Origin of the sequence: Tenacibaculum amylolyticum, from assembly GCF_964511145.1 — a bacterium.
In the GTDB taxonomy this organism is placed as follows: domain Bacteria; phylum Bacteroidota; class Bacteroidia; order Flavobacteriales; family Flavobacteriaceae; genus Polaribacter; species Polaribacter amylolyticum.
On sequence record NZ_CAZEFZ010000004.1, the window covers coordinates 294212 to 318735 of the forward strand.

25 protein-coding genes and 1 other RNA gene are annotated in these 24524 nt (G+C 30.1%); 12 read left to right on the top strand and 14 right to left on the bottom strand.

Translation table 11 applies throughout. The features are described 5' to 3' along the window. Entirely contained in the window at positions 1–1116 is a 1116-nt protein-coding gene (locus tag ACKTTC_RS02820; protein ID WP_408038085.1) for a glycosyltransferase family 4 protein, read from the top strand. Next, positions 1116–2183 (top strand): glycosyltransferase family 4 protein, encoded by a 1068-nt coding sequence (locus tag ACKTTC_RS02825; protein ID WP_408038087.1) that lies wholly within the window; start codon positions 1116–1118, stop codon positions 2181–2183. The genes ACKTTC_RS02820 and ACKTTC_RS02825 overlap by 1 nt, the downstream gene beginning before the upstream one ends. Here ACKTTC_RS02825 and ACKTTC_RS02830 read toward each other — a convergent pair. Beyond that, positions 2175–2933: a glycosyltransferase family 2 protein gene (locus ACKTTC_RS02830; protein WP_408038088.1), complete on the bottom strand. Its 759-nt coding sequence runs from the start codon at positions 2931–2933 to the stop codon at positions 2175–2177. The two genes, ACKTTC_RS02825 and ACKTTC_RS02830, sit on opposite strands and share 9 nt — an antisense overlap. A 54-nt stretch (positions 2934–2987) precedes the next feature. Between ACKTTC_RS02830 and ACKTTC_RS02835 the strand changes: the two genes are divergently transcribed. Then, complete coding sequence (locus ACKTTC_RS02835; RefSeq protein WP_408038090.1) at positions 2988–3536, top strand: L-threonylcarbamoyladenylate synthase; 549 nt, start codon at positions 2988–2990, stop codon at positions 3534–3536. A 2-nt stretch (positions 3537–3538) separates the two neighbouring features. Next, positions 3539–4966: a CCA tRNA nucleotidyltransferase gene (locus tag ACKTTC_RS02840; protein WP_408038091.1), complete on the top strand. Its 1428-nt coding sequence runs from the start codon at positions 3539–3541 to the stop codon at positions 4964–4966. Between the two features lie 37 nt (positions 4967–5003). Here the strand turns inward: ACKTTC_RS02840 and ACKTTC_RS02845 are convergent, their stop codons facing one another. The 4 genes from ACKTTC_RS02845 to ACKTTC_RS02860 all read right to left on the bottom strand — a co-directional run bounded on the left by ACKTTC_RS02845 (position 5004) and on the right by ACKTTC_RS02860 (position 10116). Next, positions 5004–6836, bottom strand: a complete 1833-nt coding sequence (locus ACKTTC_RS02845; protein WP_408038092.1) for an ABC transporter ATP-binding protein — start codon at positions 6834–6836, stop codon at positions 5004–5006. Beyond that, positions 6836–8545 carry a phospho-sugar mutase gene (locus tag ACKTTC_RS02850; protein ID WP_408038093.1) on the bottom strand — a complete coding sequence of 570 codons (1710 nt, stop codon included), beginning with the start codon at positions 8543–8545 and terminating at the stop codon, positions 6836–6838. Before ACKTTC_RS02850 ends, ACKTTC_RS02845 begins: the two co-directional genes overlap by 1 nt. A 30-nt stretch (positions 8546–8575) precedes the next feature. Continuing rightward, positions 8576–9532 (bottom strand): glycosyltransferase family 2 protein, encoded by a 957-nt coding sequence (locus ACKTTC_RS02855; protein WP_408038094.1) that lies wholly within the window; start codon positions 9530–9532, stop codon positions 8576–8578. 65 nt (positions 9533–9597) lie between these two features. After that, complete coding sequence (locus tag ACKTTC_RS02860; RefSeq protein ID WP_408038095.1) at positions 9598–10116, bottom strand: DUF4199 domain-containing protein; 519 nt, start codon at positions 10114–10116, stop codon at positions 9598–9600. A 137-nt stretch (positions 10117–10253) separates the two neighbouring features. On the opposite strand from ACKTTC_RS02860, the gene ffs reads away from it, so the two are divergent. Further along, positions 10254–10352: signal recognition particle sRNA small type (ffs, locus tag ACKTTC_RS02865), an RNA gene on the top strand. Between the two features lie 16 nt (positions 10353–10368). Here the strand turns inward: ffs and xerA are convergent. Further along, positions 10369–11286 carry a site-specific tyrosine recombinase/integron integrase gene (xerA, locus tag ACKTTC_RS02870; protein ID WP_408038096.1) on the bottom strand — a complete coding sequence of 306 codons (918 nt, stop codon included), beginning with the start codon at positions 11284–11286 and terminating at the stop codon, positions 10369–10371. A gap of 84 nt (positions 11287–11370) precedes the next feature. Here xerA and ACKTTC_RS02875 point away from each other — a divergent pair, with 84 nt between their 5' ends. From ACKTTC_RS02875 to aroQ, 4 genes are all read left to right on the top strand, one after another. Beyond that, positions 11371–11838: an outer membrane beta-barrel protein gene (locus ACKTTC_RS02875; protein WP_408038097.1), complete on the top strand. Its 468-nt coding sequence runs from the start codon at positions 11371–11373 to the stop codon at positions 11836–11838. A 345-nt stretch (positions 11839–12183) separates the two neighbouring features. Further along, positions 12184–12693, top strand: coding sequence for an outer membrane beta-barrel protein (locus ACKTTC_RS02880; RefSeq protein WP_408038098.1), 510 nt, complete (start codon positions 12184–12186; stop codon positions 12691–12693). Between the two features lie 110 nt (positions 12694–12803). After that, complete coding sequence (locus ACKTTC_RS02885; RefSeq protein ID WP_408038099.1) at positions 12804–13322, top strand: hypothetical protein; 519 nt, start codon at positions 12804–12806, stop codon at positions 13320–13322. Between the two features lie 3 nt (positions 13323–13325). After that, complete coding sequence (aroQ, locus tag ACKTTC_RS02890; RefSeq protein WP_408038101.1) at positions 13326–13742, top strand: type II 3-dehydroquinate dehydratase; 417 nt, start codon at positions 13326–13328, stop codon at positions 13740–13742. A 57-nt stretch (positions 13743–13799) separates the two neighbouring features. Here the strand turns inward: aroQ and ACKTTC_RS02895 are convergent, their stop codons facing one another. From ACKTTC_RS02895 to ACKTTC_RS02905, 3 genes are all read right to left on the bottom strand, one after another. Next, positions 13800–14984 (bottom strand): lipoprotein N-acyltransferase Lnb domain-containing protein, encoded by a 1185-nt coding sequence (locus ACKTTC_RS02895; protein ID WP_408038102.1) that lies wholly within the window; start codon positions 14982–14984, stop codon positions 13800–13802. Positions 14985–14988: 4 nt separating this feature from the next. Continuing rightward, positions 14989–16053 carry a putative type IX sorting system protein PorV2 gene (locus ACKTTC_RS02900; protein ID WP_456243508.1) on the bottom strand — a complete coding sequence of 355 codons (1065 nt, stop codon included), beginning with the start codon at positions 16051–16053 and terminating at the stop codon, positions 14989–14991. 73 nt (positions 16054–16126) lie between these two features. Continuing rightward, entirely contained in the window at positions 16127–17104 is a 978-nt protein-coding gene (locus ACKTTC_RS02905) for a YheT family hydrolase (RefSeq protein ID WP_408038104.1), read from the bottom strand. 77 nt (positions 17105–17181) lie between these two features. Between ACKTTC_RS02905 and ACKTTC_RS02910 the strand changes: the two genes are divergently transcribed. After that, positions 17182–17943 (top strand): CDP-alcohol phosphatidyltransferase family protein, encoded by a 762-nt coding sequence (locus tag ACKTTC_RS02910; RefSeq protein WP_408038166.1) that lies wholly within the window; start codon positions 17182–17184, stop codon positions 17941–17943. Positions 17944–18140: 197 nt separating this feature from the next. Here the strand turns inward: ACKTTC_RS02910 and lptB are convergent, their stop codons facing one another. The 4 genes from lptB to ACKTTC_RS02930 all read right to left on the bottom strand — a co-directional run bounded on the left by lptB (position 18141) and on the right by ACKTTC_RS02930 (position 21070). Then, positions 18141–18875, bottom strand: a complete 735-nt coding sequence (lptB, locus tag ACKTTC_RS02915; protein ID WP_408038106.1) for an LPS export ABC transporter ATP-binding protein — start codon at positions 18873–18875, stop codon at positions 18141–18143. A 77-nt stretch (positions 18876–18952) separates the two neighbouring features. Continuing rightward, positions 18953–19300, bottom strand: a complete 348-nt coding sequence (locus ACKTTC_RS02920; RefSeq protein ID WP_408038107.1) for a carboxymuconolactone decarboxylase family protein — start codon at positions 19298–19300, stop codon at positions 18953–18955. Further along, positions 19272–20096 (bottom strand): twin-arginine translocase subunit TatC, encoded by an 825-nt coding sequence (gene tatC / locus ACKTTC_RS02925; RefSeq protein ID WP_408038108.1) that lies wholly within the window; start codon positions 20094–20096, stop codon positions 19272–19274. The genes ACKTTC_RS02920 and tatC overlap by 29 nt, the downstream gene beginning before the upstream one ends. A gap of 2 nt (positions 20097–20098) precedes the next feature. Further along, positions 20099–21070 carry a KpsF/GutQ family sugar-phosphate isomerase gene (locus ACKTTC_RS02930; protein WP_408038109.1) on the bottom strand — a complete coding sequence of 324 codons (972 nt, stop codon included), beginning with the start codon at positions 21068–21070 and terminating at the stop codon, positions 20099–20101. 152 nt (positions 21071–21222) lie between these two features. Here ACKTTC_RS02930 and ACKTTC_RS02935 point away from each other — a divergent pair, with 152 nt between their 5' ends. Together ACKTTC_RS02935 and ACKTTC_RS02940 are read left to right on the top strand one after the other, a co-directional pair. Then, a complete protein-coding gene (locus ACKTTC_RS02935) occupies positions 21223–23406 on the top strand; it encodes a RecQ family ATP-dependent DNA helicase (RefSeq protein ID WP_408038168.1) in 2184 nt (727 codons plus the stop codon). 26 nt (positions 23407–23432) lie between these two features. Continuing rightward, a complete protein-coding gene (locus ACKTTC_RS02940; RefSeq protein WP_408038110.1) occupies positions 23433–24023 on the top strand; it encodes a YdeI/OmpD-associated family protein in 591 nt (196 codons plus the stop codon). Between the two features lie 4 nt (positions 24024–24027). On the opposite strand, the gene ACKTTC_RS02945 is transcribed toward ACKTTC_RS02940, so the two are convergent. Next, positions 24028–24387, bottom strand: coding sequence for a DUF4258 domain-containing protein (locus ACKTTC_RS02945; RefSeq protein WP_408038111.1), 360 nt, complete (start codon positions 24385–24387; stop codon positions 24028–24030). Positions 24388–24524 lie beyond the last annotated feature (137 nt).

Consider the following 24524-nt stretch of genomic DNA (forward strand, 5'->3'; position numbering starts at 1 on the left):
ATGAACATAGGTTTTGATGCTAAAAGAGCTTTTCATAACACAACAGGTTTAGGAAATTATAGCAGAGATTTAATAAGGATCTTAAGTAATTTTTATCCAGATAACCAATATTTTTTATATAGTCCTAAACCGAAAAAGGTAAATAGATTAAGCTTAGAAATTAATATGCATGAGATATTACCAGATAAAAAAATATGGAAGAAATTATCGTCATATTGGCGTCAAAAACCAATCGTTTCGCAGCTCAAAAAAGATGATCTTACTATTTTTCATGGGTTGAGTGGCGAATTACCTATAAATATTAATAAAACAGAAATTAAAACTGTAGTAACAATTCACGATTTAATTTTTGTAAGATACCCTGAGTTATATAGCTATTTCGATAGAAAAATACATTATAAAAAATTCAAGCATGCAGCCAAAGTAGCTGATAAAGTAATTGCGATTAGCGAACAAACTAAAAGAGATATCATTGAATTTTTAGAAATTGAGCCTTCTAAAATTGAAGTAGTGTATCAAGGATGTCATAATGAATTTAAAATAGAAAAAACATCTGAAGAAATACAAGCAGTTCTTCAAAAATATAATGTACCAAAAGAGTTTGTATTGTATGTTGGAACCATAGAAAAACGAAAAAATGCGCTATCCTTAATAAAGGCAATGAAAAATGTTGATGTACCATTAGTGTTGGTAGGAAGAAAGACAAAAGGTTATCAGCAAGAGATTGATGCATATATAAGTGAGCATAAATTACAATCGAAAGTTATTTTTTTAGAAAAACTAACATTATTCGAATTATCTGTCTTATACCAACAAGCAAAGTTGTTTGTGTATCCAAGTATTTTTGAAGGTTTTGGTATTCCAATTATTGAGGCTTTATTTTCAAAAACACCAGTTATAACAAGCACAGGAAGTTGTTTTTCAGAAGCAGGAGGGAAGCACTCCATTTATGTAGAACCGTATAATGTTGACGAGCTAAATCAGCAAATAAAAAAGGTTTTATCAAGTACTGAATTACAGGAAGAAATGAAAAGAAAAGGAATTGAATATGCACAACAGTTTACTGATGAAAATGTGGCAAAAAATGTGTTTAATGTTTATAAAAGTTTACAATAATGAATGTTTTACATATTTCTACTGCTAAAGACTGGAGAGGAGGAGAGCGGCAAATATATTACTTGGTAAAAGAGCTTAAAAAACAAAATGTTAAGCAATATCTAATGACACCCAATAATTCTGAGTTGGGAAATAGATTATCTGATGTTTTACCAGTAGTTTACATCAAAAAACCTTCTAGTTTTAGTATAACTTGGATTAAAAAGATACAAAAAACGTGTATAGAAGAAGGAATAGATATTATTCATATCCACGATTCTAAAGCACAAACGCAGGCTTTTTTTGCTAAGAAGTTTTATAAACTGAACGTAAAAATAATAGTAACAAGAAAAGTAATTTTTCCTGTTAAAGGATATTTTTCAAAGCTAAAATACCAATCACCATTCATAAATAAAGTAGTTGCTATTTCTTCAGCGGTAAAAACTGAATTAAGTTCAGTGGTTGATCAAAATAAAATAGAAATTATACCAGATTACATAGAACACGAAAAAGAGTATAAAAATCAGACTTTTCCATTTTTAAAAGAAGATAAAATAAACATAGCTTATGTGGCTGCACTTACAAAAGAAAAAGACCATATAACTTTCATAAAAACAGCTAAAGAAATCCTTAGGTATAAAAACAATGTTCACTTTTATATAGTTGGGTCTGGCAAGTTAGAGGAAGAAATCTTAAATTTTATAAAAGAAAATAACGTACAAGAAAATATTACCATAACTGGGTTTATTAAAAATATAGATGCTTTAATACCAAATTTTGATTTGCTGTTATTTACTTCTAAAACAGAAGGTTTAGGTTCAACAATTCTAGATTTTTTCTTGCATAAAATTCCTGTAGTAGCAACAAATTCCCAAGGTGTTTTAGATTTAATAAAAGAAGACGAGACAGGATTACTTTGTAATGTAGAAGATTATGACTGTTTAGCTAGAAAAACAATAAAGGTTCTAGAGGATAAAGAATTAGAGAATAAATTAACAGAAAAAGCATATGAGTTGTTAATCAACAACTTTACAGTTGAAGTATGTGCAAAAAGATACATTTCAGTATATAAAGAATTGCTAAGCTGATTTGTTTTTTTCTCTTAATTTTAAGTATTTCAATACAGTATACTCTGCTATATAAACACTCCAAACATAACCTTCGTATCCATTTAAAAAGTTTCTTCTAAAAATATATTCTTTTAAAAATGCAACAGGGTATTTAAATAATAAAGAAAGTAAGTTAATCTTCTTCTTTTGCTCAAAATACTCAGAAGAAACTAAAGAGGCATATCTATTCTTTTTAAGACTAATTTGTTCTATAGAATTAACAGTATAGTGTAAAAAGTAGTTTTTAAAGCGTCCTTTTTTACCATGGTACATAACAGTTTCATGTACTTTTCTGTTTGTAAAATGCGCATGTTTTTTATGAAATAAACGAATAATAGGTTCGCTTTTTAAGTAACCATATTTAAATACCTTTCCTAAATAAACATGTTTTCTATTCAAAACATAAGCATAGTAAGGTAAAATGTCTTTAGAAAACTCTTGTTGAATTTCGTTTATTAAATCGTCTGTTAATACTTCATCAGCATCTAAAGAGAGAATCCAATTAAAACTACAATGATCAACTAAAAATTTCTTTTGTTCACCATAACCATTAAACTCCTTAAAGTATACGGTAGCACCATATTCTTTACAAATTTCAACAGTTTTATCAGTACTATGGGAATCAACAATAATTATTTCATCGCACCAGGTAAGTTTTTCTAATGTACGAGCTATATTTGCTTCTTCATTAAAAGTTATAATGGCCGCGCTAATTTTATGTTGATGCATGTAGTTAGTATTCAATGGCAGCAAAATAAAATAATTTAATTATATTTTTTGTGTATGATTAACGAATGTTTAAAAAAAATATCTGAAGGAGGTACAATTCTATATCCAACCGATACAGTTTGGGGATTAGGATGCGATGCAACGAATGAAGAAGCAGTTGCAGAAATCTATAAGATTAAGAATAGAGAAGAAAGTAAGAGTTTAATTGTATTAGTAGATTCTTTAGAGATGTTACAACAACATGTCTTGGTTCCTCAAAAAGCAATTGAAATCCTTGAAAATACAGAAAAACCAACAACAATTATTTACAATAATCCAAAAGGGATTGCACAAAATATTATTAATAAAGAAGATAATACATTGGCTATAAGAATAGTGAAAAATGAGTTTTGTGAGTCACTTATCAAAGCTTTTGGAAAACCAATAGTATCTACTTCTGCAAACGTTAGCGGTAATCCTACACCTAAATCTTTTTCAGAGATTGAAAAAGCAATTTTGGATAGCGTAGATTATATAGTAAATTTGCACCAAGACAAAATAGCTACAAAATCTTCTACAATTTTGAAGATTGATGGAGAAGATATAATTGTGATACGAGAATAAACATGCAAGAGCAATTTTTTAAGGAAGCACTTTCCGCTAAAATTTTTACATACATAACGCAAGCAACAGAAGAACTACAATTAGAAAGTTATGTAATTGGTGGTTTTGTACGTGATTTTATTTTAAAAAGAGGTACGGCAAAAGATATTGATGTAGTTACTATTGGAAGTGGAATACAATTAGCAGAAAAAGTGGCTAGTTTGTTACCAAATACTCCAAAAGTACAAGTGTTTAAAACGTACGGAACAGCAATGTTGCGTTATAAAGACATAGAAATTGAGTTTGTTGGTGCTAGAAAAGAATCATATACTGAAAATAGTAGAAATCCAGAAGTTTCTGAAGGAAGCCTACAAGACGATCAAAACCGTCGTGATTTTACTATAAACGCATTAGCGTTAAGCTTAAATGAAAAAACGTTTGGAAGACTGTTAGATCCTTTTAATGGTATTGGAGATTTAGAACAAAAAACAATTCGTACGCCTTTAGATCCAGATATTACATATTCTGATGACCCGTTACGTATGATGAGAGCAATTCGTTTTGCAACACAATTGAATTTTACAATAGAAAAATCTTCATTAGATGCGATTACAAAAAATGTAGAACGCATTAAAATTATAACCAAAGAACGTATTGTAGATGAATTGAATAAGATAATGGCATCTCCAAAACCTTCTATTGGATTTTTATTATTAGAACAAACAGGTTTGTTGCAAAAAATACTTCCAGAATTAATTGCTTTAAAAGGAGTAGAGGAAGTAGAAGGACAAAAACATAAAGACAACTTTTATCACACATTAGAAGTAGTAGATAATATTTCTGAAAATACAGAAGATGTATGGTTACGTTGGGCTGCTTTACTGCATGATATAGGGAAAGCACCTACAAAAAAGTTTGATAAAAAAGTAGGATGGACTTTTCATTCGCATGAGTTTGTAGGATCAAAAATGGTATTTAAGTTATTTAAACGTTTAAAAATGCCATTAAATAATAAGATGAAGTTTGTTCAGAAAATGGTTTTATTAAGTTCAAGACCTATTGTATTAGCTTCTGAAGTTACAGATTCTGCAGTACGTAGATTAATTTTTGATGCAGGTGATGATATTGATAGTTTAATGACACTTTGTGAAGCAGATATTACTACCAAAAACCCAAAGAAATTTAGACGTTATCATAAGAATTTTGAAATTGTTCGCGAGAAAATTAAAGAAGTAGAAGAACGAGATCGTGTTCGAAATTTTCAACCTCCTATTACTGGAGAAGAAATTATGGAAACCTTTAACTTAAAACCATGTAGAGAGATTGGTCAGATAAAGGAAGCTATAAAAGAAGCTATTTTAGAAGGACAAATTCCTAATGAGTATCAAGCTTCTTACGATTATATGTTAGAAAAAGGAAATTCGTTAGGATTGACAATAAAAAAGGGCTAAGTTTTACAACTATAGCCCTTACTATTATTTTTATTTTCTAAGAAAGAACATTTTGCATAGTTACTAACTTAAAGTATTCTCCTTTTTTAGCTAATAGTTCTTCATGTTTTCCTTGCTCAACAATTTCTCCTTTTCTTAATACAACAATTGAATCTGCATTTTGTATGGTAGATAATCTATGAGCGATTATTAATGAAGTTCTATTCTTCATCATTTTTTCTAAAGCTTTTTGAACCAATTGTTCACTTTCTGTGTCCAAAGCAGAAGTAGCTTCATCTAACACCATTATTGGTGGATTTTTTAAAACAGCTCTGGCAATAGATAAACGCTGTTTTTGTCCACCTGAAAGCATATTTCCACCGTCTCCAATATTCGTTTCATACTGTTCAGGTAAGTCTACAATAAATTCATGTGCATTTGCTATTTTAGAAGCTTCTATAACTTTATCATCATCAACACGATCAACTCCTAAAGCAATATTGTCTTTTACTGAGTTGTTGAATAAAATAGAATCTTGCGTAACAACTCCCATTAAATTACGTAACGATTTTTTCGTTATCTCTTTAATATTTTTGTCATCAATTAATATTTCTCCTTTATTCACGTCATAAAAACGAGTTATCAAGTTTGCTAGTGTTGATTTTCCACTTCCAGATTGACCAACTAAAGCTACAGTATGTCCTTTTGGAATTGATAAAGAGAAATCCTTTAAAACGTATTCATCTTTGTATTTAAATGAAATATTTTTAAACTCAATAGTGTTGTTAAAATTCAATTTTTCTTCAGCATTTTCAGCATCTCTAATTGGATTTTCTGCTTCGAGTATTTCTAAAATACGTTCAGCAGAAGCGTTTCCTTTTTGAATAGCATAAAATGCAGTTGAAATAGCTTTGGATGGATTTAGGATTAAGTAAAATAACCCAATGTATCCAAAGAAATCTTGAGGTTGTAAATCGCTGCTATTACCTAAAACAAGCTTACCACCAAACCATAAAATTATTACAATAGTTATAGTTCCTAAGAATTCACTCATAGGAGAGGCTAATCGTTTACGCTTTAAAACACTATTTTTAAACTTATAGTATCTATTAGTAGATAGCTCAAACTTTTCCTCTGCTTGTTCTTCAGCATTAAAACCTTTTAATATTTTTAAACCACTTAATGTTTCTTCTAAAATTGAAAGAAAAACACCAGTTTCTTTTTGTGCTTTAGCTGAAGAGTGCTTTAAACGCTTACTAATAGCAGAAATAATAATTCCAGAAACAGGTAATAAAACAAATACAAACAATGTTAGTTTTACACTAATGGCAAGCATTGAAACTAATGTTAAAACAATAGTTAAAGGCTCTCTTACAATAGCTTCTAAAGTAGATAAGAAAGAAACTTCTACTTCATTAACATCAGATGTAGTTCTAGCAATTAAATCTCCTTTTTTAGATTCAGAAAAAAATGAAAGCGGTAACGTAGTAATCTTATTATAAACTGTATTTCTAATATCTCTAACAACTCCATTTTGTAGAAAAATTAAAGAATAAGAGGCTAGATATCTAGTAATATTTTTCAGGAAGAAAAGTATTAAAGTAAGAATACAAATGAATAAAAGTGCTTGTTGTGCTCCTTCATTATCTATAAGCTCTGTAATTTTATAGTTTAATGAATTTTGAATGTAATTGGCAATTTTCTTTATACCATTCCATTCTGGTTTTACATAAACCTTTTCTGCCTTACCAAACAAAATTCCTAATAGAGGAATAAAGGCTAAGACAGAAAGAACATTAAAAATTGCGTACAAAATATTGAATACGATATTGAATACCATATACTTTTTATACGGAAATAAAAAAGGAAGAATTTTTCTAAAATATTTCATTAAACACCTAACTGTTTTATAATTCGTTGTATTCGAGTATCTAAAATTGTTTCAACCTTTTCGGTATCTTCAATTGTATCTAAGGTATCTTGAACACTAATGTAAAACTTAATTTTAGGTTCAGTACCACTTGGTCTACAAGCTACTTTAGTTCCTTTTTCGGTTTCGTAAATTAATACATTCGATTTTGGAATAGTAATTTCTGTAGTTTCTCCAGTAAGAATATTTGTTCTTACTGAAGTTTTATAATCATTTACGTAGGTTACTTTCTCACCATCAATTTCAGCAAGTGGATTATTACGTAAATCAATAAGCATTTGCTTAATTTCTTCTGCACCTTGCATTCCTTTTTTAACTAAAGAAACTAGATGTTCTTTATAAAAACTATGCTTTGTATAAATGCCTAATAATTCTTTATAGAAAGAACTTCCTTTAGCTTTTGCATCAGCAAGGATTTCACAAGCCAATAGGGTAGAAGTTACAGCATCTTTATCACGAACAAAGTCACCAACCATAAACCCAAAACTTTCTTCACCACCACCAATAAAATCAAGTTCAGGATGATCTTTAATCATCTTTGCAATCCATTTAAAACCAGTTAAACCAACCTTAGTTTCCACACCATAACTAGCGGCTATCTCATTTACTAAATTAGTAGAAACAATAGTGGACCCTATAAATTGTTTTCCGTTTAGTTTACCTTGTTTTTCCCATTGTTGAATTAAGAAATCAGTCATAACACTCATTGTTTGATTTCCGTTTAACAATTTCATATCACCGTTTAAATCTCTAATGGCAATTCCTAAACGATCGCTATCAGGATCTGTTCCAATAACAATATCTGCATCAATTTTATTAGCTAAATCAATAGCCATTGCAAGTGCTGCAGGTTCCTCTGGATTAGGAGAATCTACTGTTGGAAAATCTCCATTAGGTTCTGCTTGCTCTTCAACAATATGAACTTGTGTATACCCAGCTCGTTTTAAAACTTCAGGAATTAATTTAATAGAAGTTCCATGTAAAGAAGTAAATACAATTTTAACATCCTCTCTTCCTTTTATATCAAAAGTACCGCTAGCTATAGAAGCTTTCCAAAAAGCTTCATCAACTTCAGAACCTACATAAGTAATTAATGCTTCATTTTTTGTAAAGTTAATATCACTAAAATCTAAACTATTAACTTCTGCTATAATCTTTTGATCTTGAGGAGGAACAATTTGTCCGCCATCTGTCCAATATACTTTATATCCATTATATTCTGGAGGATTATGCGATGCAGTTAATACTATTCCGGCATGACAATCTAAATAGTTTACAGCAAAAGATAATTCAGGAGTAGGACGTAGGTCTTCAAAAACAAAAGACTTAATATTATTAGCAGATAAAATCTCAGCAACTAACGTTGCAAATGCTTTACTATTATGTCTACAATCGTATGCAATGGCAACTTTAATCTCTTTGTTAGTATATACTTCACGTAGATAATTACTTAATCCTTGTGTTGCTTTACCTAAAGTGTATTTGTTAATTCGATTGGTTCCTGCTCCCATAACACCACGCATTCCCCCAGTTCCAAATTCAGTGTTTTTATAGAAACGGTCTACCAAATCATCTGAATTAGTAGCAATTAAATCATTTATTTCTTTTTGAGTGGCTGCATCAAATGTATCAGTTAGCCAAAGTTTTGCTTTTTGTAGAATTTCTTGCATAGTAAATTATAGTATAAATGGGAGTTAAGATTATAAATTTAGGTATTCTTTTATTTTATAGTGCTTTTCTTGCGGACCGTTTTTAATAATTAATTCGCCTAAGAAACCAGCTAAAAATAAGATAGTTCCAATTACCATTGAGGTTAGTGCTATATAAAACCATGGGTTGTTTGTAACCAATATAGTTTTCATACCACTATAGAGACGATATAGTTTTACAAATCCTACATAAAATGCTAATGTAAAACCAAATATAAACATAAGCGTACCCCAAAGTCCAAAGAAATGCATTGGTCGTTTTCCAAACTTAGAAAGAAAAGAAATGGTAATTAAATCTAAAAAACCATTGATAAAACGATCCATTCCAAATTTAGTAATACCATATTTTCGTGCTTGATGTTGTACTACTTTTTCTCCAATTTTAGTAAAACCTTCATTTTTAGCTAAGACGGGAATATAGCGATGCATTTCTCCGCTTACTTTTATAGATTTAACTACCTCCTTCTTGTAAGCTTTTAAGCCACAATTGAAATCATTTAAATGTAACCCCGATGTTCTTCTTGCAGCCCAGTTAAATAATTTTGAAGGAATATTTTTAGTTATTACATTATCATAACGTTTCTTTTTCCATCCAGAAATTAAATCATATCCTTCTATAGCAATTAGGTGATACAAATCAGGAATCTCTTCTGGATTATCTTGTAAATCTGCATCCATAGTAATTATTACATCACCATTGGCAACACCAAAACCAGCATCTAATGCTTGAGATTTACCATAATTTCGTTGAAATTTAATCCCTTTTACTTCTGTATGTTTTTCAGATAACTGTTGGATTATATTCCAAGAAGTATCGGTACTTCCGTCATCAATAAAAATTACTTCATATAAAAATTGATTGGATTGCATAACACGTGCAATCCAATCATATAATTCTTGTAACGATTCTTCTTCGTTTAAAAGTGGTATTACTACCGATATATTCATCTGTTATAATATCTAAATAAGTAACAAAGGTAACAGACTTTTATAGAATTTACAATAGCTTCTATTTAGAATTGATCTTCAGTTTTTTTCATAACAGCACCACCTACAGCTGAAATTATGAAACCAAAAAATGCTGAAACAACTAATGATACTGGAATTGTAATAGCTGGACTTTGAAATCTTTTAGCCATTTCTTCAGAAGCTTCAATTTGTTCATCGCTTAAACCAGCGTCTATCCATGCTTGTTTTTGAACTTCCATAGCTTGTTGTTGAAAATCTGGCTCAATAACATTCGCAAAAATTAATGTATAAATAGTAGTAATTACAGCACTAACTACAGCAATACCAACCCCAACTTTTAAAGCTTGTCCAAAAGTTAAGAACCCATTATTACTCTCTTTATATTTTTTGATACCTAAAATAATTAAGGCAACCATAGCTATAAAACCAATTATTCCAGATAGCCAACCTAACGTAATTAAATTACCAGTTGCATAGAATACTAGGTGAATAAATACGCCGATTAAACCTAAATAAAGACCATAATTAAGGATTAAATTCTTACTGTTTGCTTGATTTTCCATGTGAAATTAAATTTGATTAGTTATTTATTTATAAAATTACTTAAAACATTTGATTAGTATTCAATGTTTTAGAAATGTTACAAAAAAAACGTGTAAATTTTTTGTTTGTGATTCAAAAAAACGTCGTAAATTTGCAGCGGCAAGTTCTACACAACCAGCTCCCTTTGAATCCCCCAGGGCGGGAACGCAGCAAGGGTATTAGGTCGTAGCGGTGTGATGTAGGTAGCTTGCCATTTTTTGTATCATTAATTTTCATTTTTCTTTACGACTCGTATTACTTCTAGGGTGAAAATTTTCAACAACTTCTTGTAAATATTTATTATCTAAATGCACATAAATTTCTGTTGTAGTTATACTTTCATGCCCTAATAATTGTTGAATAGCTCTAAGATCTACACCTTCGGTTAATAAATAGGTGGCAAATGAATGTCGTAAAGTATGTGGACCTACAGTTTTTTGGATATTAGCTTTAGCGCACAGATTTTTGATAATAATAAAAATCATTTGACGAGTTAATCTTTTTCCTCTTCTATTTAAAAATACAATGTCTGAATCTTCCTTATGAGGAGTGATGTGATTTCTAACTTCGTGTATGTACGTATTAATATACTTAATTGTTGTATGATGTATAGGTACAAACCTTGATTTATCTCCTTTTCCAGATACTTTTATAAAACCTTCGTCAAAGAATAAATCTGAAATTCTAAGATTGATTAATTCACTTACACGTAAACCACAACCGTAAATTGTTTCTAAAATAGTTCTGTTACGTTCTCCTTGTGGATGACTTAAATCTATCGTACTTATAAGCTTGTCTATTTCTGGTTTCGAGAGTGTATCAGGAAGTTTTCGTCCTATTTTAGGAGATTTAATTAAGTCTAATGGATTATCTTCTCGATAGCCTTCAAAAATTAAATAATCAAAAAAACTTCTTAAACCAGAAATAATTCTAGCTTGTGTTCTAGGACTTACAATTTTTGCAATTTCATAGATAAACTGCTGAATATCTTTTTTTTGTATAGAAATAGGGGCTGACCCTATATTAAAGTCATTTAAATAGTTTACCAACTTGTAAATGTCTGAAATATAACTTTCTATTGAGTTTTTAGATAGATTTCGCTCTATTTGTAAGTAAGATTTATAGTCTATTATTTTAGTTCTCCATCCCATTATTTAACGATTAAAAAGCTTTGTCATTTAGAAAATAAGATTACTTTTGCGCTCTCAAAATTATAATTAATAAAATTAAAAATTATGAAAAAATTTCTTTTAACTATTGCTATGGTAGCTTTCGGATTTGCTGCTAATGCACAAGACGGTGAGTTTAACGTAGGAGGTAACATCGGTTTACCAACTGGTGATGCTAGCGACGCTTTTGATATCGTTGGATCTATTGAGGCTAACTACTTATTCAACGTTGCTGAAGGATTTAAAGTAGGACCTTCTGTATCTTACATTCAATTTAACAGAGAAGCAGCTGATATTTCATTTTTACCGGTAGCAGCAGCAGCTCGTTATTCTGTATCTGAAAAGTTCGTAGTTGGAGCTGACTTAGGTTACGGTATTGGTATGATCAATGATACTGATAGTGGTTTTTACTACAGACCAATGGTTGGTTATGAAGTGTATGAAAACATTTCATTACAAGCTACTTTCGCTGGATTTAGCTTAGACGGAGCTACTGCGTCTACTGTTGGATTAGGAGCTACTTACTCATTCTAATTAAAAGATTAAGAAATATTATATTTATCCTTATGGAATCCAAATTGAGTTTTAGAAATTCATTTTAACTATATAATATTACGATTTTAAAGTAAGTGAATAGAGACTGTTTATAAAAGCAGTCTCTATTTTTTTTGCGCTAAATTTTGCTCAGGGAAATACCTGTTTTTTATTTTTAGGAATTATAAAACTTAGGCTCTATGCCTATTATTTAATGCTTTTTTATGTGAACTTAGTTGCAGTTATAAGAGGAAGTGATTGTTAATTAAAGTGTTAAAAACTTTGATATTTCAAAAATAAACTTACATTTGTTAAGCAAACTTATAATTGATAAAATTAAAAATTATGAAAAAATTTCTTTTAACCATTGCTATGGTAGCCTTTGGATTTGCTGCTAATGCTCAAGACGGTCAATTTAATGCAGGAGTTAATTTAGGGTTACCAGTAGGTGATGCTAGTGATATCTCTTCTTTTGCTGTTGGCGCAGAAGTAAATTACTTATTTTCTGTTTCAGACGATTTTCAAGTAGGACCTTCTGTAGGTTTTGTTAATTACTTTGGTAAAGATACTGAAGTGACTGCAGGTGGAGTAACAGTAACTATTTCTGCGTCTGATGCTCAATTTTTACCAATTGCAGCGGCAGGAAGATTTGCTATCTCTGATGAATTTACTTTAGGAGCAGATTTAGGTTACGCTGTTGGGATTAACACAGGTAACGACGGAGGTTTTTACTATAGACCAATGGTTGGATATAATGTTGCAGATAACATTATGATTCAAGCTACTTATTCTGGGGTTAGTGTAACTGGAGGTTCAGTTGCTAATATTGGATTAGGAGTAATGTTCGGATTGTAAAAAACACATATTTAATATGTAAAAAAGGAAGCTTTTACGGCTTCCTTTTTTATTTATATTCTATTTCAAAAAGCTATAATAATATTTATCTTCGCATAAAAAGAGTAACCATGAGAAAAATAATAATTGTTTTACTGTCTATTTTTTCATTTCAATCGGTTTTAAGTCAAAATGCGGATTTAAATGTTGGAATAAATGGTGGTGTTACTATTGGAAATTTAGATAATGTATCTCGTATGGCATTTGGAGTAGATGCAAATTATTTGTTCGATATATTTGATAATGTGAAATTGGGGCCATCTGTAAATCTAGTGTACTTTTTAACGGAAGATAATGTTGGAGTTAAACCAGATCCATTTATATATCTGCCTTTAGGTGGAGCGATACGTTTTAGTGGAGAAAATGATGATTTTTATGTAGGGGCAGATGGTGGTTTTGCATTAGGTATTTCACCAAATGGAGATAATGGAGGAATATTTTTTAAACCTATGGTAGGATATAATTTTAGTGAAAAAGTGAGTGTTAACTTCTTTTATGCTGGAATTAAAAAGAAAAAACCTACTTATGGATATGCAGGAATAGGAATAGTATTCAACATCTTTAGAGGTGGTAATTATTTTAGTTATTAATAAATGAAACTGATTATAATAAATGGTCCTAATTTAAGCTTATTAGGAAAAAGAGAGCCAGAAATTTATGGCGCAAATTCGTTTGATACCTTCTTTAAAGAGTTACAGCAAAAGTTCGAGAATATTGAATTAGCTTACTTTCAATCTAATATTGAAGGAGAGATAATAGATAAATTACATGAAGTAGGTTTCAATTATGACGGAATTATTTTAAATGCAGCGGCTTACACACACACTTCTGTGGGAATTGGAGATGCTGTAAAAGGAATTGAAACTCCTGTAATAGAGGTGCATATTTCTAATGTTCATTCTAGAGAAACATTTAGACATGTAAGTTATATAGCAGGGAATGCAAAAGGTGTGATTTCAGGTTTTGGCTTGCAAAGTTATACACTAGCAATTCAAAGTTTTTTAGAATAGAAGGGGCAAATACTCAATTTTGTAACGTAAAAATATATTAAGGATATAAATCATTATTTATATCCCTTCTTTTTTAAAGCTTGTATACAGAAATAAATATCGTACTAATAACAATAAAACTAAAGGTATTATAGGGAACGTAAACTTCTGTACTCCCAATACATGAATAAACGGTATAAGTATTAAGAATAATAGAAGTAATCCTATGTAATACTTAATCCATTTGCCTACTTTATTTCTTACTATAAGAAATGCAATAATTAAATTTGGAGCAAATCCCCAGAGAAAATTAAAATTCTTTGGTGCAGTTGAATGATTTGTGAAAAACCATAAAAATAGAATAAGTATGCCTAATAACCCTGTAGAGAAAAGTATGAAAAAGTCTAAAATACGACTTCTTTTACCTTTTTTATAATTGCTATAGGTTATTATAAGTACTATAATTAACAGTATTGTAAAAACTAAGAAAGGACTAAGGGAATCTGCTTTACTAAGTTTTGGTTTAAAATCTAATAATATACTAGTTTTACTAATGGCATTTACCTCAGTATTGTTACGCTTTATCTTAGAAGTTTCTAATGCAGAAAATAAATATTCCGGAAGGTACAAATACTCTTGTGCTGTAGCAATTTTATCAAGTCTATTTCCTAAAGCAATATTAATTCCAAAACTCCCCCACGAATTTGTATGAATTTTCTCATTCATTAATGTTCTTAGAGACTTTGGTTTAGAAATAAAATCCTCTTTCAGAATAAATCTTCCTTTTAAAACTTCTACTATAATATCTCTTGGTCTAGTAGCACAATTATCGAAAAACGGATCGTATAAATAACCAGCATTTTTTGGTTTTGCATTATTTTCTAAAAAATAAAAGAACTCATTTTTTTCTTTTGGAGTTAAGTTTAATACTTGCTGTTTCACCCATCTTTCATCTTGATTTGCTGATTTTAAAGCATAATGAAAAGGATAACGAGCTAGTTTATAGTTCATATACCCTTTTATGAAATTTGTATAGAAATTAGGATCGTTAAAATCGAAAATCCCATAATTATACAAAACATCTAAGTTTAATACAGGATCTTTTACTCTAATTGCAGTATGTCCAAATCTTTCATATAAATTATCGCCAGGTCCTGAAGTAATAATACTAATTTCAGAATAGACAGAAAGTTGAATATTTTGAGAGAAAAAAGGTTGTGTAAGAAAAAGTAGGAAGGCTAGTAGTCTAAGTTTCTTTTGCATCATTTTATCTAAAAAAGCTATAATCAAATTTAATAGAAAATATGTTAGAAAATAAGGCGTTACCTACACTTCCTATGTTTGTTAAAGCATAGTCTATTTGAACACCTTTATAAGTAAAACCTAATCCAAAGTTTGGTTGAACAGAAAGTGATTGACTATTATCAAACTCTCTGATATTTTGAAAATTACCCGCTCCAACTCTTAGAAATACAATTTTATCGTAGTCTAATTGAAAACCAAAAGCAGGATCAATACTAACAAAGCCAGTAGAAATAATATCATTTGTTTCTGCAAATCTCATGTTTAAATCTACTTCCGTTAATAAGTTAAAATAACGACCAATAGTGAAGTTTCTAGCGACACCTACTTGTAGTTTAGGTTTTGTAATTTCTGTAGTTTCAGGAAGCTCTTGATTTTGCCCAGGAATTGCATTTTGAATCTTTTCAAATTCAGTTTCATTAATAGCCCAAGTATTAAAAGTAGTGGTAATATCTCTTGCCATTAAACCAAATTTCCAGTTATTTTTTTGGAATTGAATTCCTAAATCGAAACCAAATCCCCAAGAAGTAGCAAAATCACCAATAATTCTACGAACAATTTTAGCATTTCCACCAATAGAAAAACCATCTAACAATAATTTTCTACCATAACTAATATTGAAAGCATAATCTGCAGCAGAAAATAAATTGATTCTGTTAAAGTCAATATTTCCTTGACTATCGATTAATTCCGTAGTATTTAAAATATCATCTACACCAAATCTAATAATGGAAAAACCTACAGCACTTTGTTTATCTATTGGTAAGGCTACACCAGCAAAATTATAAGTGGCGATGCCTGAAAAATAGGAAGCATGCATTAAGGAACCTTGATAATCTTCAATTTCAGTAAGTCCAGCTGGATTCCAGTATGTTGCATTTACATCATTAGAAGTAGCAACAACGGCTTTACTCATTCCTAGAGCTGCAGCATCTACACCAATATTTAAAAATTCATTTGAATAATTTCTAAATTGTCCGCTACTTATTAGCGAATAAAAAAGTAAACAGTAAAGTAATCTAATTTTCAAAGTACCAATTTCTATATAGAACAAATATCTTAATTACTTGTGAAATAACAGATAATTTTAAGACTTATTGTTATTATGAATAGATATTTAAGGTATTTTGAATAAAATTTACTACTTGTTTCTCCATCCAGTACGATGCGTCGTTAAAAGAAGTAACAAATCCAACATGTCCACCATATTTAGGTGTCATAAGGAAGAAATTATCAGAATTTTCAGCAGTTTCGTAAGGATAACATTCTAACGATAAAAAAGAATCATCTTTTGCGTTAATAAGTAATGCTTTCCGACCTAAAGATGATAAATAAGGTTTACTGCTTGCTTTTTCCCAATAATCTTCGGGGCTTTTAAAACCAAAAACAGGAGCTGTATAAATTTCCTCGAAGTCTCTAAAAGTTGTTGCTTTAGCAATTAATTTTGGATCTGGATTATATTCAGAGAATTGTTTCGTTTTTGCAATTACCTTAGATCGTAAGGTTCTTAAAAACTCTTGCATATAGAGTTTGTTTTTAAGTTTACCTAACTCAGCTTGAGCAGTAGTTAAATCTACAGGAACAGAAATAGCAATACCTCCTTTAACTTCATTGGGTAAGGAATTTGAATATTCTCCAAGATACTTCAGTGTTAAATTACCACCTAAACTAAAACCACAAAGCACAATGTTTTTATAATTATGATTGTTTAGTAAATGTTTAACTATATAATCTACATCATCTGTTTTTCCTGCATGGTATGTTTTTAAAATGCGATTGTCTTCACCGCTACATCCTCTTAAATTAACACATACAACATCATAGCCTAAATTATGTAAATAATTAGCTGTAGATAGCATATAACTTGATTGTGAACTGCCTTCTAAACCATGAATTAATACTACAATAGAGTAAGAGTCGGCGGTTAAGAAGTCTAAATCAATAAAATCATCATCCCAAGTATCAATTCTTTTTCTATTATATGCAGGTTTATCTTTTGTATAAAAAAACTTGTAAATGGTATTTACATGTGGGTTTTTGAATGGAAATTTAGTAGTTAGTTGGCTTTTGAGTATTGGCATTTTTTAAAACAATTTATTTTATATAATTATAAAAACAATCAATTTCATATTTTCGTGAAAATATCTAAAATATGAATATTAAAAAGTACATTCCAAATATAATCACTTTAGGAAATCTATTATGTGGTACAATAGCAACAATTACAGCTGTTAATGGAGATTTCTATGCTACAGCAATTTTAGTTGGTATTGGAATAACTTTCGACTTCTTTGACGGTTTTATGGCAAGATTGTTACAAGTTCAGGGAGAATTAGGAAAAGAATTGGACAGTTTAGCAGATATGGTAACGAGTGGAGTAGTGCCAGGAATTGTTATGGTGCAATTTATGTTACACAGTAAATTATACAATCAATTAGGAGTATCGTCATGGGATTCTGCTTTAGATATAGGTTTGAATTTAGACAAGTGGTTATCATATGAAATTATAGGCTTATTATTAACTCTTTTTGCTGGATATAGATTGGCTAAATTCAATATTGATGAAAGACAATCTGATAGTTTTATTGGAGTTCCTACACCTGCAATGAATTTATTTGTATTGTCTTTGCCTTTAATTGCAGAGTATACTTCTAATCCGTTAATATTAGATATAATTCATAATAAGTATTTTCTAATTGTTACAACGATTGTGTTATCAGTACTAATGGTGTCTGAACTTCCTTTGTTCTCTTTAAAATTTAAAACATATGCATTTAAAGATAATGTTGTAAAATATGTGTTTTTGTTAGCGTCTTTAGTATTGCTATTTACATTAAAGTTTGTTGCTATTCCTCTTGTTATAATCTTATATATTGTCTTGTCAGTTTTTAAAAATTTAAAAAGTACAAAAACAGTTTAAGAAATAGAAAAGAGTTTTCTTAACTCAGTTTGAGAAATGATCTTAAGGAAGGTGTATTTGAGGATTATTTTTATAGTCAATCAATCCAATTGATCGTAAAATATAATATTAAGCTTAAAAGTCCCTGTGTAATATTAAATTAAAAAGAACTGATCACTAGAAAATAAATATTGTTGGAAGAAGAAGTTTTATTAGTATTAGAACTTCTTTTTCTTTAGCTCAAAATCCTTTCCTAAATATACTTTTCTAACCATTTCATCTGCAGCTAATTCTTCAGGAATTCCTTCCTTTAAAATTCCACCTTGATACATTAAGTAAGAGCGATCTGTAATGGCTAAAGTTGCCTGTACATCATGATCGGTAATAAGGATTCCAATATTTTTGTTTTTCAATTTAGCAACAATTCCTTGAATATCTTCTACAGCAATAGGATCTACACCTGCAAAAGGTTCATCTAACAATATAAACTTAGGATCTGAGGCTAAACAACGTGCAATTTCAGTTCTTCTACGTTCACCTCCAGAAAGTAAATCACCACGATTTTTTCGTACATGTCCTAAACTAAATTCTTCTATTAGCTCTTCTAAACGATCTTTACGTTCTTGTTTCGTACGATTGGTGAATTCTAAAACGGATAAAATATTATCTTCTACAGATAGTTTTCTAAAAACAGATGCTTCTTGCGCTAGGTAACCAATTCCTTTTTGAGAACGTTTATACATGGCATCTTCAGTAATATCATCTGAATCTAAAAAGATTTTCCCATCGTTAGGTTTTACCATCCCTACAATCATGTAAAAAGAAGTTGTTTTTCCGGCACCATTAGGCCCTAAAAGCCCTATGATTTCTCCTTGTTCTACTTGCAAAGAGATACCTTTTACAACTTTTCGACTTCCATAAATCTTTTGTATGTTATCAGCTCTTAATATCATGATTGTAGCAAATGGTATATAAATTCTAAATGTTACTTAATGTGGTAAAAGTAACAAATGTAGTTCTTAAAATAGTATTAATTTTCTTCTTCTAAGGCTTCCCAAAACTCAACAGCACGGCGTAAGTGAGGTATTACAATAGTTCCTCCAACTAAAGTAGCAATAGACATGGTTTCCATCATTTCTTCTTTAGTAACACCATTTTTATATGCAGTTTCTAAATGATAAGCAATACAATCATCGCAACGTAATACAGCAGAAGCTACTAATCCTAATAACTCTTTTGTTTTTACCGATAAATGACCTTCAGCATATGCATTCGTATCTAAATTGAAAATTCTTTTTATAACTTTATTATCAGCTCCTAAAATTTTCTCGTTCATTTTTGAACGGTACTCATTGAACTCTTGGACTTTTTTCGACATTTTTTTGTGCTTTATTAATAACAAATTTTGATATATGAATACTTATTTCATATAAAATCATAATAGGAACTGCAACAATTACCTGACTAGCAATATCTGGAGGAGTAATAATTGCAGATAAAATTAAGACTAAAACAATAGCGTGTTTACGGTATTTTCGTAAGAATTCTGGTGTAATTAATCCTATTTTTGATAAAAAATAAATTAAGATTGGTAATTCAAAAAATACAGCAACACCAATTAAAGTATTTGTAATTAAACCAATATAAGCATCTAATTTAAAATTATTAACAACGGCGTCTCCTATAGAAAAATTATAAAAGAAATATACAGACATTGGTATAATTACATAGTAACTAAATAAAATTCCTAAAAAGAAAAGTAATGAAGCAAAGAAGATAAAACCTCTTGATTTTTTTCTTTCACTTTCTAATAAACCAGGAGCAATAAAGCGCCATATTTCCCATAAAACATAAGGAAAAGCAACAATAAAACCTAAAATTAAAGAAGACCAAATGGCAGTCATTAATTGTTGAGTAGGGTTTAAGGCTTGTAGTGTTTGTTTAAATTGAATATTACAGAAACTACTATCAAAACCTAAGCTAGAAAAGACATCACAAAAGAATTGATATGTAGGGAAATCTGGTTTTAAATGTGCCAGTAATACTTCATTAAAAACTACCTCAATAAAGATAAATACCAAAATAGCAACAATTACGATTGCTAAAAAACTTCTAATCAAATGCCATCTTAATTCTTCAAGATGATCTAAAAAAGACATTTCCTTTTCTGCCATAGCTAAAAAATTCCTTCTTTTAATAAATCATGTAAATGAACAACACCTACATAATCTTCATTGTTGTCACAAACTAAAATCTGTGAAATATTATTTTCTTCTAATGTATCTAGAGCATCAATAGCCATTGCGTCTATATTAATTGTCTTAGGATTTGAGCTCATAATATCTTTTGCAGTTAAACTTTCAATATCTGTTGTTTTGTTTAACATACGTCTAATATCACCATCGGTAATAATTCCTAAAATTTTATTGGCTTCATTTACAACTGCAGTAACACCTAAACGCTTTTCTGAAATCTCAATAATTACATTGGTAATTTTATCAGTTAAGGTCACTTTAGGTAAAGCATTATTTTTAATCAAGTCAGAAACTCTTAAGTATAAGCGTTTTCCTAAAGCTCCTCCAGGATGATATTTAGCAAAATCATTATTTGTAAATCCTCTTAATTTTAGTAGGCAAACAGCCAAAGCATCTCCCAATACTAATTGTGCTGTAGTACTTGTTGTAGGAGCTAAATTATTTGGGTCAGCTTCTTTTTCAACAAAAGAGTTCAATACAAAATCGGCATTTTTACCAAGAAAAGAATCAGGGTTTCCTGTAATAGCTATAATTTTATTGTTGGAATTACGAATTAAAGGAACTAGAACTTTTATCTCAGGAGTATTCCCACTTTTAGAGATACAAATAACAACATCATCAACTTGTATATTCCCCAAATCACCGTGGATTGCGTCTGCAGCATGCATAAAAACAGCAGGAGTGCCTGTAGAGTTAAAAGTAGCTACAATTTTAGTAGCAATATTTGCACTTTTTCCAATTCCAGTAACAATTACTCTCCCTTTTGCATTTAATATGAACTTAACAGCTTCTTCAAAGGAATTATCCAAAAAATTAATTAAATTAGCTATGCTATTACTTTGAAGTTTTATAGTTTCTTTAGCGTTTGCTAATATTGTGTCTGAATTTTTCAAATGAAAATAGGATTTAAATTCAAGACGTAAAAATAGGAATATTTTAGCTACTAGATATCCTCTTTTTTAAAAGAAACTTTATTTAGCTTTAAAGTGTTAATTTTTTGTGAAATATTTTTAAATTTGGCAGTCTGGGAACTTACTATATGAAAATGAATTTATATGATGCTTTAAAAAAGTTTTTTGGGTTTAACCAATTCAAAGGACTACAGGAAGATGTTGTTAAGAGCATTCTAGATGATAAGAATACGTTTGTAATTATGCCAACAGGTGGTGGTAAATCTTTATGTTACCAATTACCGGCATTAATGAAAGAAGGTACAGCAATTGTAGTATCTCCATTAATTGCTCTGATGAAGAATCAAGTTGATGCAATAAGAGGAATCTCCGAAACGCATGGAATTGCCCATGTGTTAAACTCTTCATTGAACAAATCTGAAATCAATCAAGTAAAGAGTGATATTGCAAATGGAGTTACAAAATTACTATATGTTGCTCCTGAATCTCTTATAAAAGAAGAATATGTGGATTTTCTTAAACAACAGAAAATATCTTTTGTTGCGATAGATGAGGCGCATTGTATTTCTGAATGGGGACACGACTTTAGACCTGAATACAGAAATTTAAGAAACATTATTAAACAAATTGATAATGTTCCTGTAATTGGCTTAACAGCAACAGCTACAGAAAAGGTACAAGAGGATATTTTGAAAACTTTGGGAATGACCGATGCTAATGTATATAAAGCATCGTTTAATCGTCCTAATTTATTTTATGAAGTACGCCCTAAAACTAAAGAAGTAGAAAAAGATATTATCCGCTTTATAAAACAAAGAGAGGGGAAATCTGGGATTATCTATTGTTTAAGTAGAAAAAAAGTAGAAGAGATAGCTCAAGTACTACAAGTTAATGGTATTAATGCGTTACCATACCATGCTGGTTTTGATGCAAAAACTAGATCTAAACATCAAGATATGTTCTTAATGGAAGATTGTGATGTAGTGGTTGCGACGATTGCTTTTGGTATGGGAATTGACAAACCAGATGTACGCTATGTTATCCATCACGATATCCCTAAAAGTCTAGAAAGCTATTATCAGGAAACTGGTAGAGCAGGAAGAGATGGAGGAGAAGGATATTGCCTCACATTTTATGCATACAAAGACATAGAAAAACTAGAAAAGTTTATGGCAAATAAGCCTGTAGCAGAGCAGGAAGTTGGTCATGCACTTTTACAAGAAGTTGTAGGATATGCTGAAACGTCTATGAATAGACGTAAATACTTGTTGCATTACTTCGGAGAAGAGTTTGACGAAGTCAATGGAGATGGTGCTGATATGGATGACAATATGCGTAATCCAAAGAAAAAACATGAAGCAAAAGAGGCAGTTACAACACTTTTAAATGTAGTTAAAAATACCAACGAGATGTATAAGGCAAAAGAAGTTGTAAATACACTTACAGGTAAAGAGAACGCATTATTAAAGTCGCATAAAACTACAGAACAACCGTTTTTTGGTATAGGTAAAGATAAAGATGGTCATTATTGGATGGCTTTAATTCGTCAAATTTTAGTAGCCGATCTTGTTAGAAAAGAGATTGAACAATACGGTGTTATCAAAATGACGAAGCGAGGTGAAGCGTTTTTAAAAGAACCAACATCTTTTATGATGACAGAAGATCATGTATATGAGTCTAGTGATGATGGTTCTATTATAACCAATGCCAAAGCTAATGGAGCAGGAACAGATGAGAAACTTGTTGGAATCTTAAAAGATTTACGTAAACAAGTAGGGAAAAAACTTGGAGTTCCTCCATTTGCAGTTTTTCAAGATCCGTCTATTAATGATATGGCATTAAAATATCCTATTACATTAGATGAATTATCTAAAGTACATGGAGTAGGAGAAGGAAAAGCTAAAAAATACGGTAAAGAATTTATAAGTGTTATATCAAAGTATGTAGAAGATAATGATATTGTAAGACCAGATGATCTTGTAGTGAAAAGTACGGGAGTAAATTCTGGATTAAAACTTTATATCATTCAAAATACAGATAGAAAGCTACCATTAGACGATATTGCGAGGTCTAAAGGTCTTGAAATGGGTGAGTTAATTAAAGAAATGGAAGCTATTGTATTTTCTGGAACGAAATTAAATATCGACTACGCAATTGAAGATTTGCTAGACGAAGATCAGCAGGAAGAAATTTATGATTACTTTATGGAAGCTGAAACAGATAAAATTCAGGAAGCATTAGATGAGTTTGATGGTGATTATGATGATGAAGAGTTACGTTTAATGAGAATTAAGTTTACTAGTGATGTAGCTAATTAAAATTTTATAACGAAATAACTAATATAATGGATCGTAAAGTTTCAGAATATATAGCACAAACGAAATGGACGCAAGAGTTAACATTTTTGCGTTCTTTGTTATTAGATTTAGACTTAGAAGAAACTGTTAAATGGAGTGCACCTGCATATACTTATAAAGGTAAGAACGTTTTAGGAATGGCAGCTTTTAAAAACTATTTCGGAATATGGTTTCATCAAGGAGTATTTTTACAAGATGAAGCAAAAGTTTTAATGAATGCTCAAGAAGGAAAAACGAAGGCTATGCGACAGTGGAGATTCTCGTCTATAGATGAAATAGATCCAGCATTAGTAAAAAGTTACGCTTTAGAAGCAATGAAAAATGTTGAGTTAGGAAAAGAATTAAAACCTAAAAGAGCTTCAAAACCTCTTATCATTCCAGAAAAATTAGCCGCTGCTTTTTCAAATGATGAAGAATTAGAACATAAATTCTCTAGTTTATCACTTACGAAAAAAAGAGAGTTTGCAGAACATATTGCTACTGCAAAAAGAGAAGCTACGCAAAATGCTAGGCTCGAAAAAATAATTCCAATGATTAAAGAAGGAATTGGACTAAATGATAAATATCGTAACTGTTAACAAATTATTTAACAATTACTTTATCAATAGTAGCAGTACTATCGCAACGAATTACGTATAAATCAATTTGTTTGCTGGTTACATAATATTCAGCGCAAGGCTTTAAACGTGGTTTACTTTTACCAAAAGCTACATCTCCAGAGCGTAGAATTTCAGAAATTTTTGCAGTATCTATTTTATTTTCAAGCATTACTTGTTTCGCATTCTCAGAAAATACTCTTTTACGAATACGAATGGTTTTTAAAGTTCTAGCATCCATACCATAATCGAAAGTTACTTTTTTGTTTTTCCAAAAAAATGATACTGCTAAAGTACCTAAAGCTAGTCCTACTAAATAATATCCAAATCTCTTGAGTAATTGCATGCTTAAATTTTATACGGCAAAAGTATTAATATCTGAGAAAATGAAATAATTTTTTAGCATCCGTTTTTACAGTAAATATGTTTACTAGAATTATAATAAATGAAACGACCTTATGCATAAGGTCGCTTCTGGTTTTA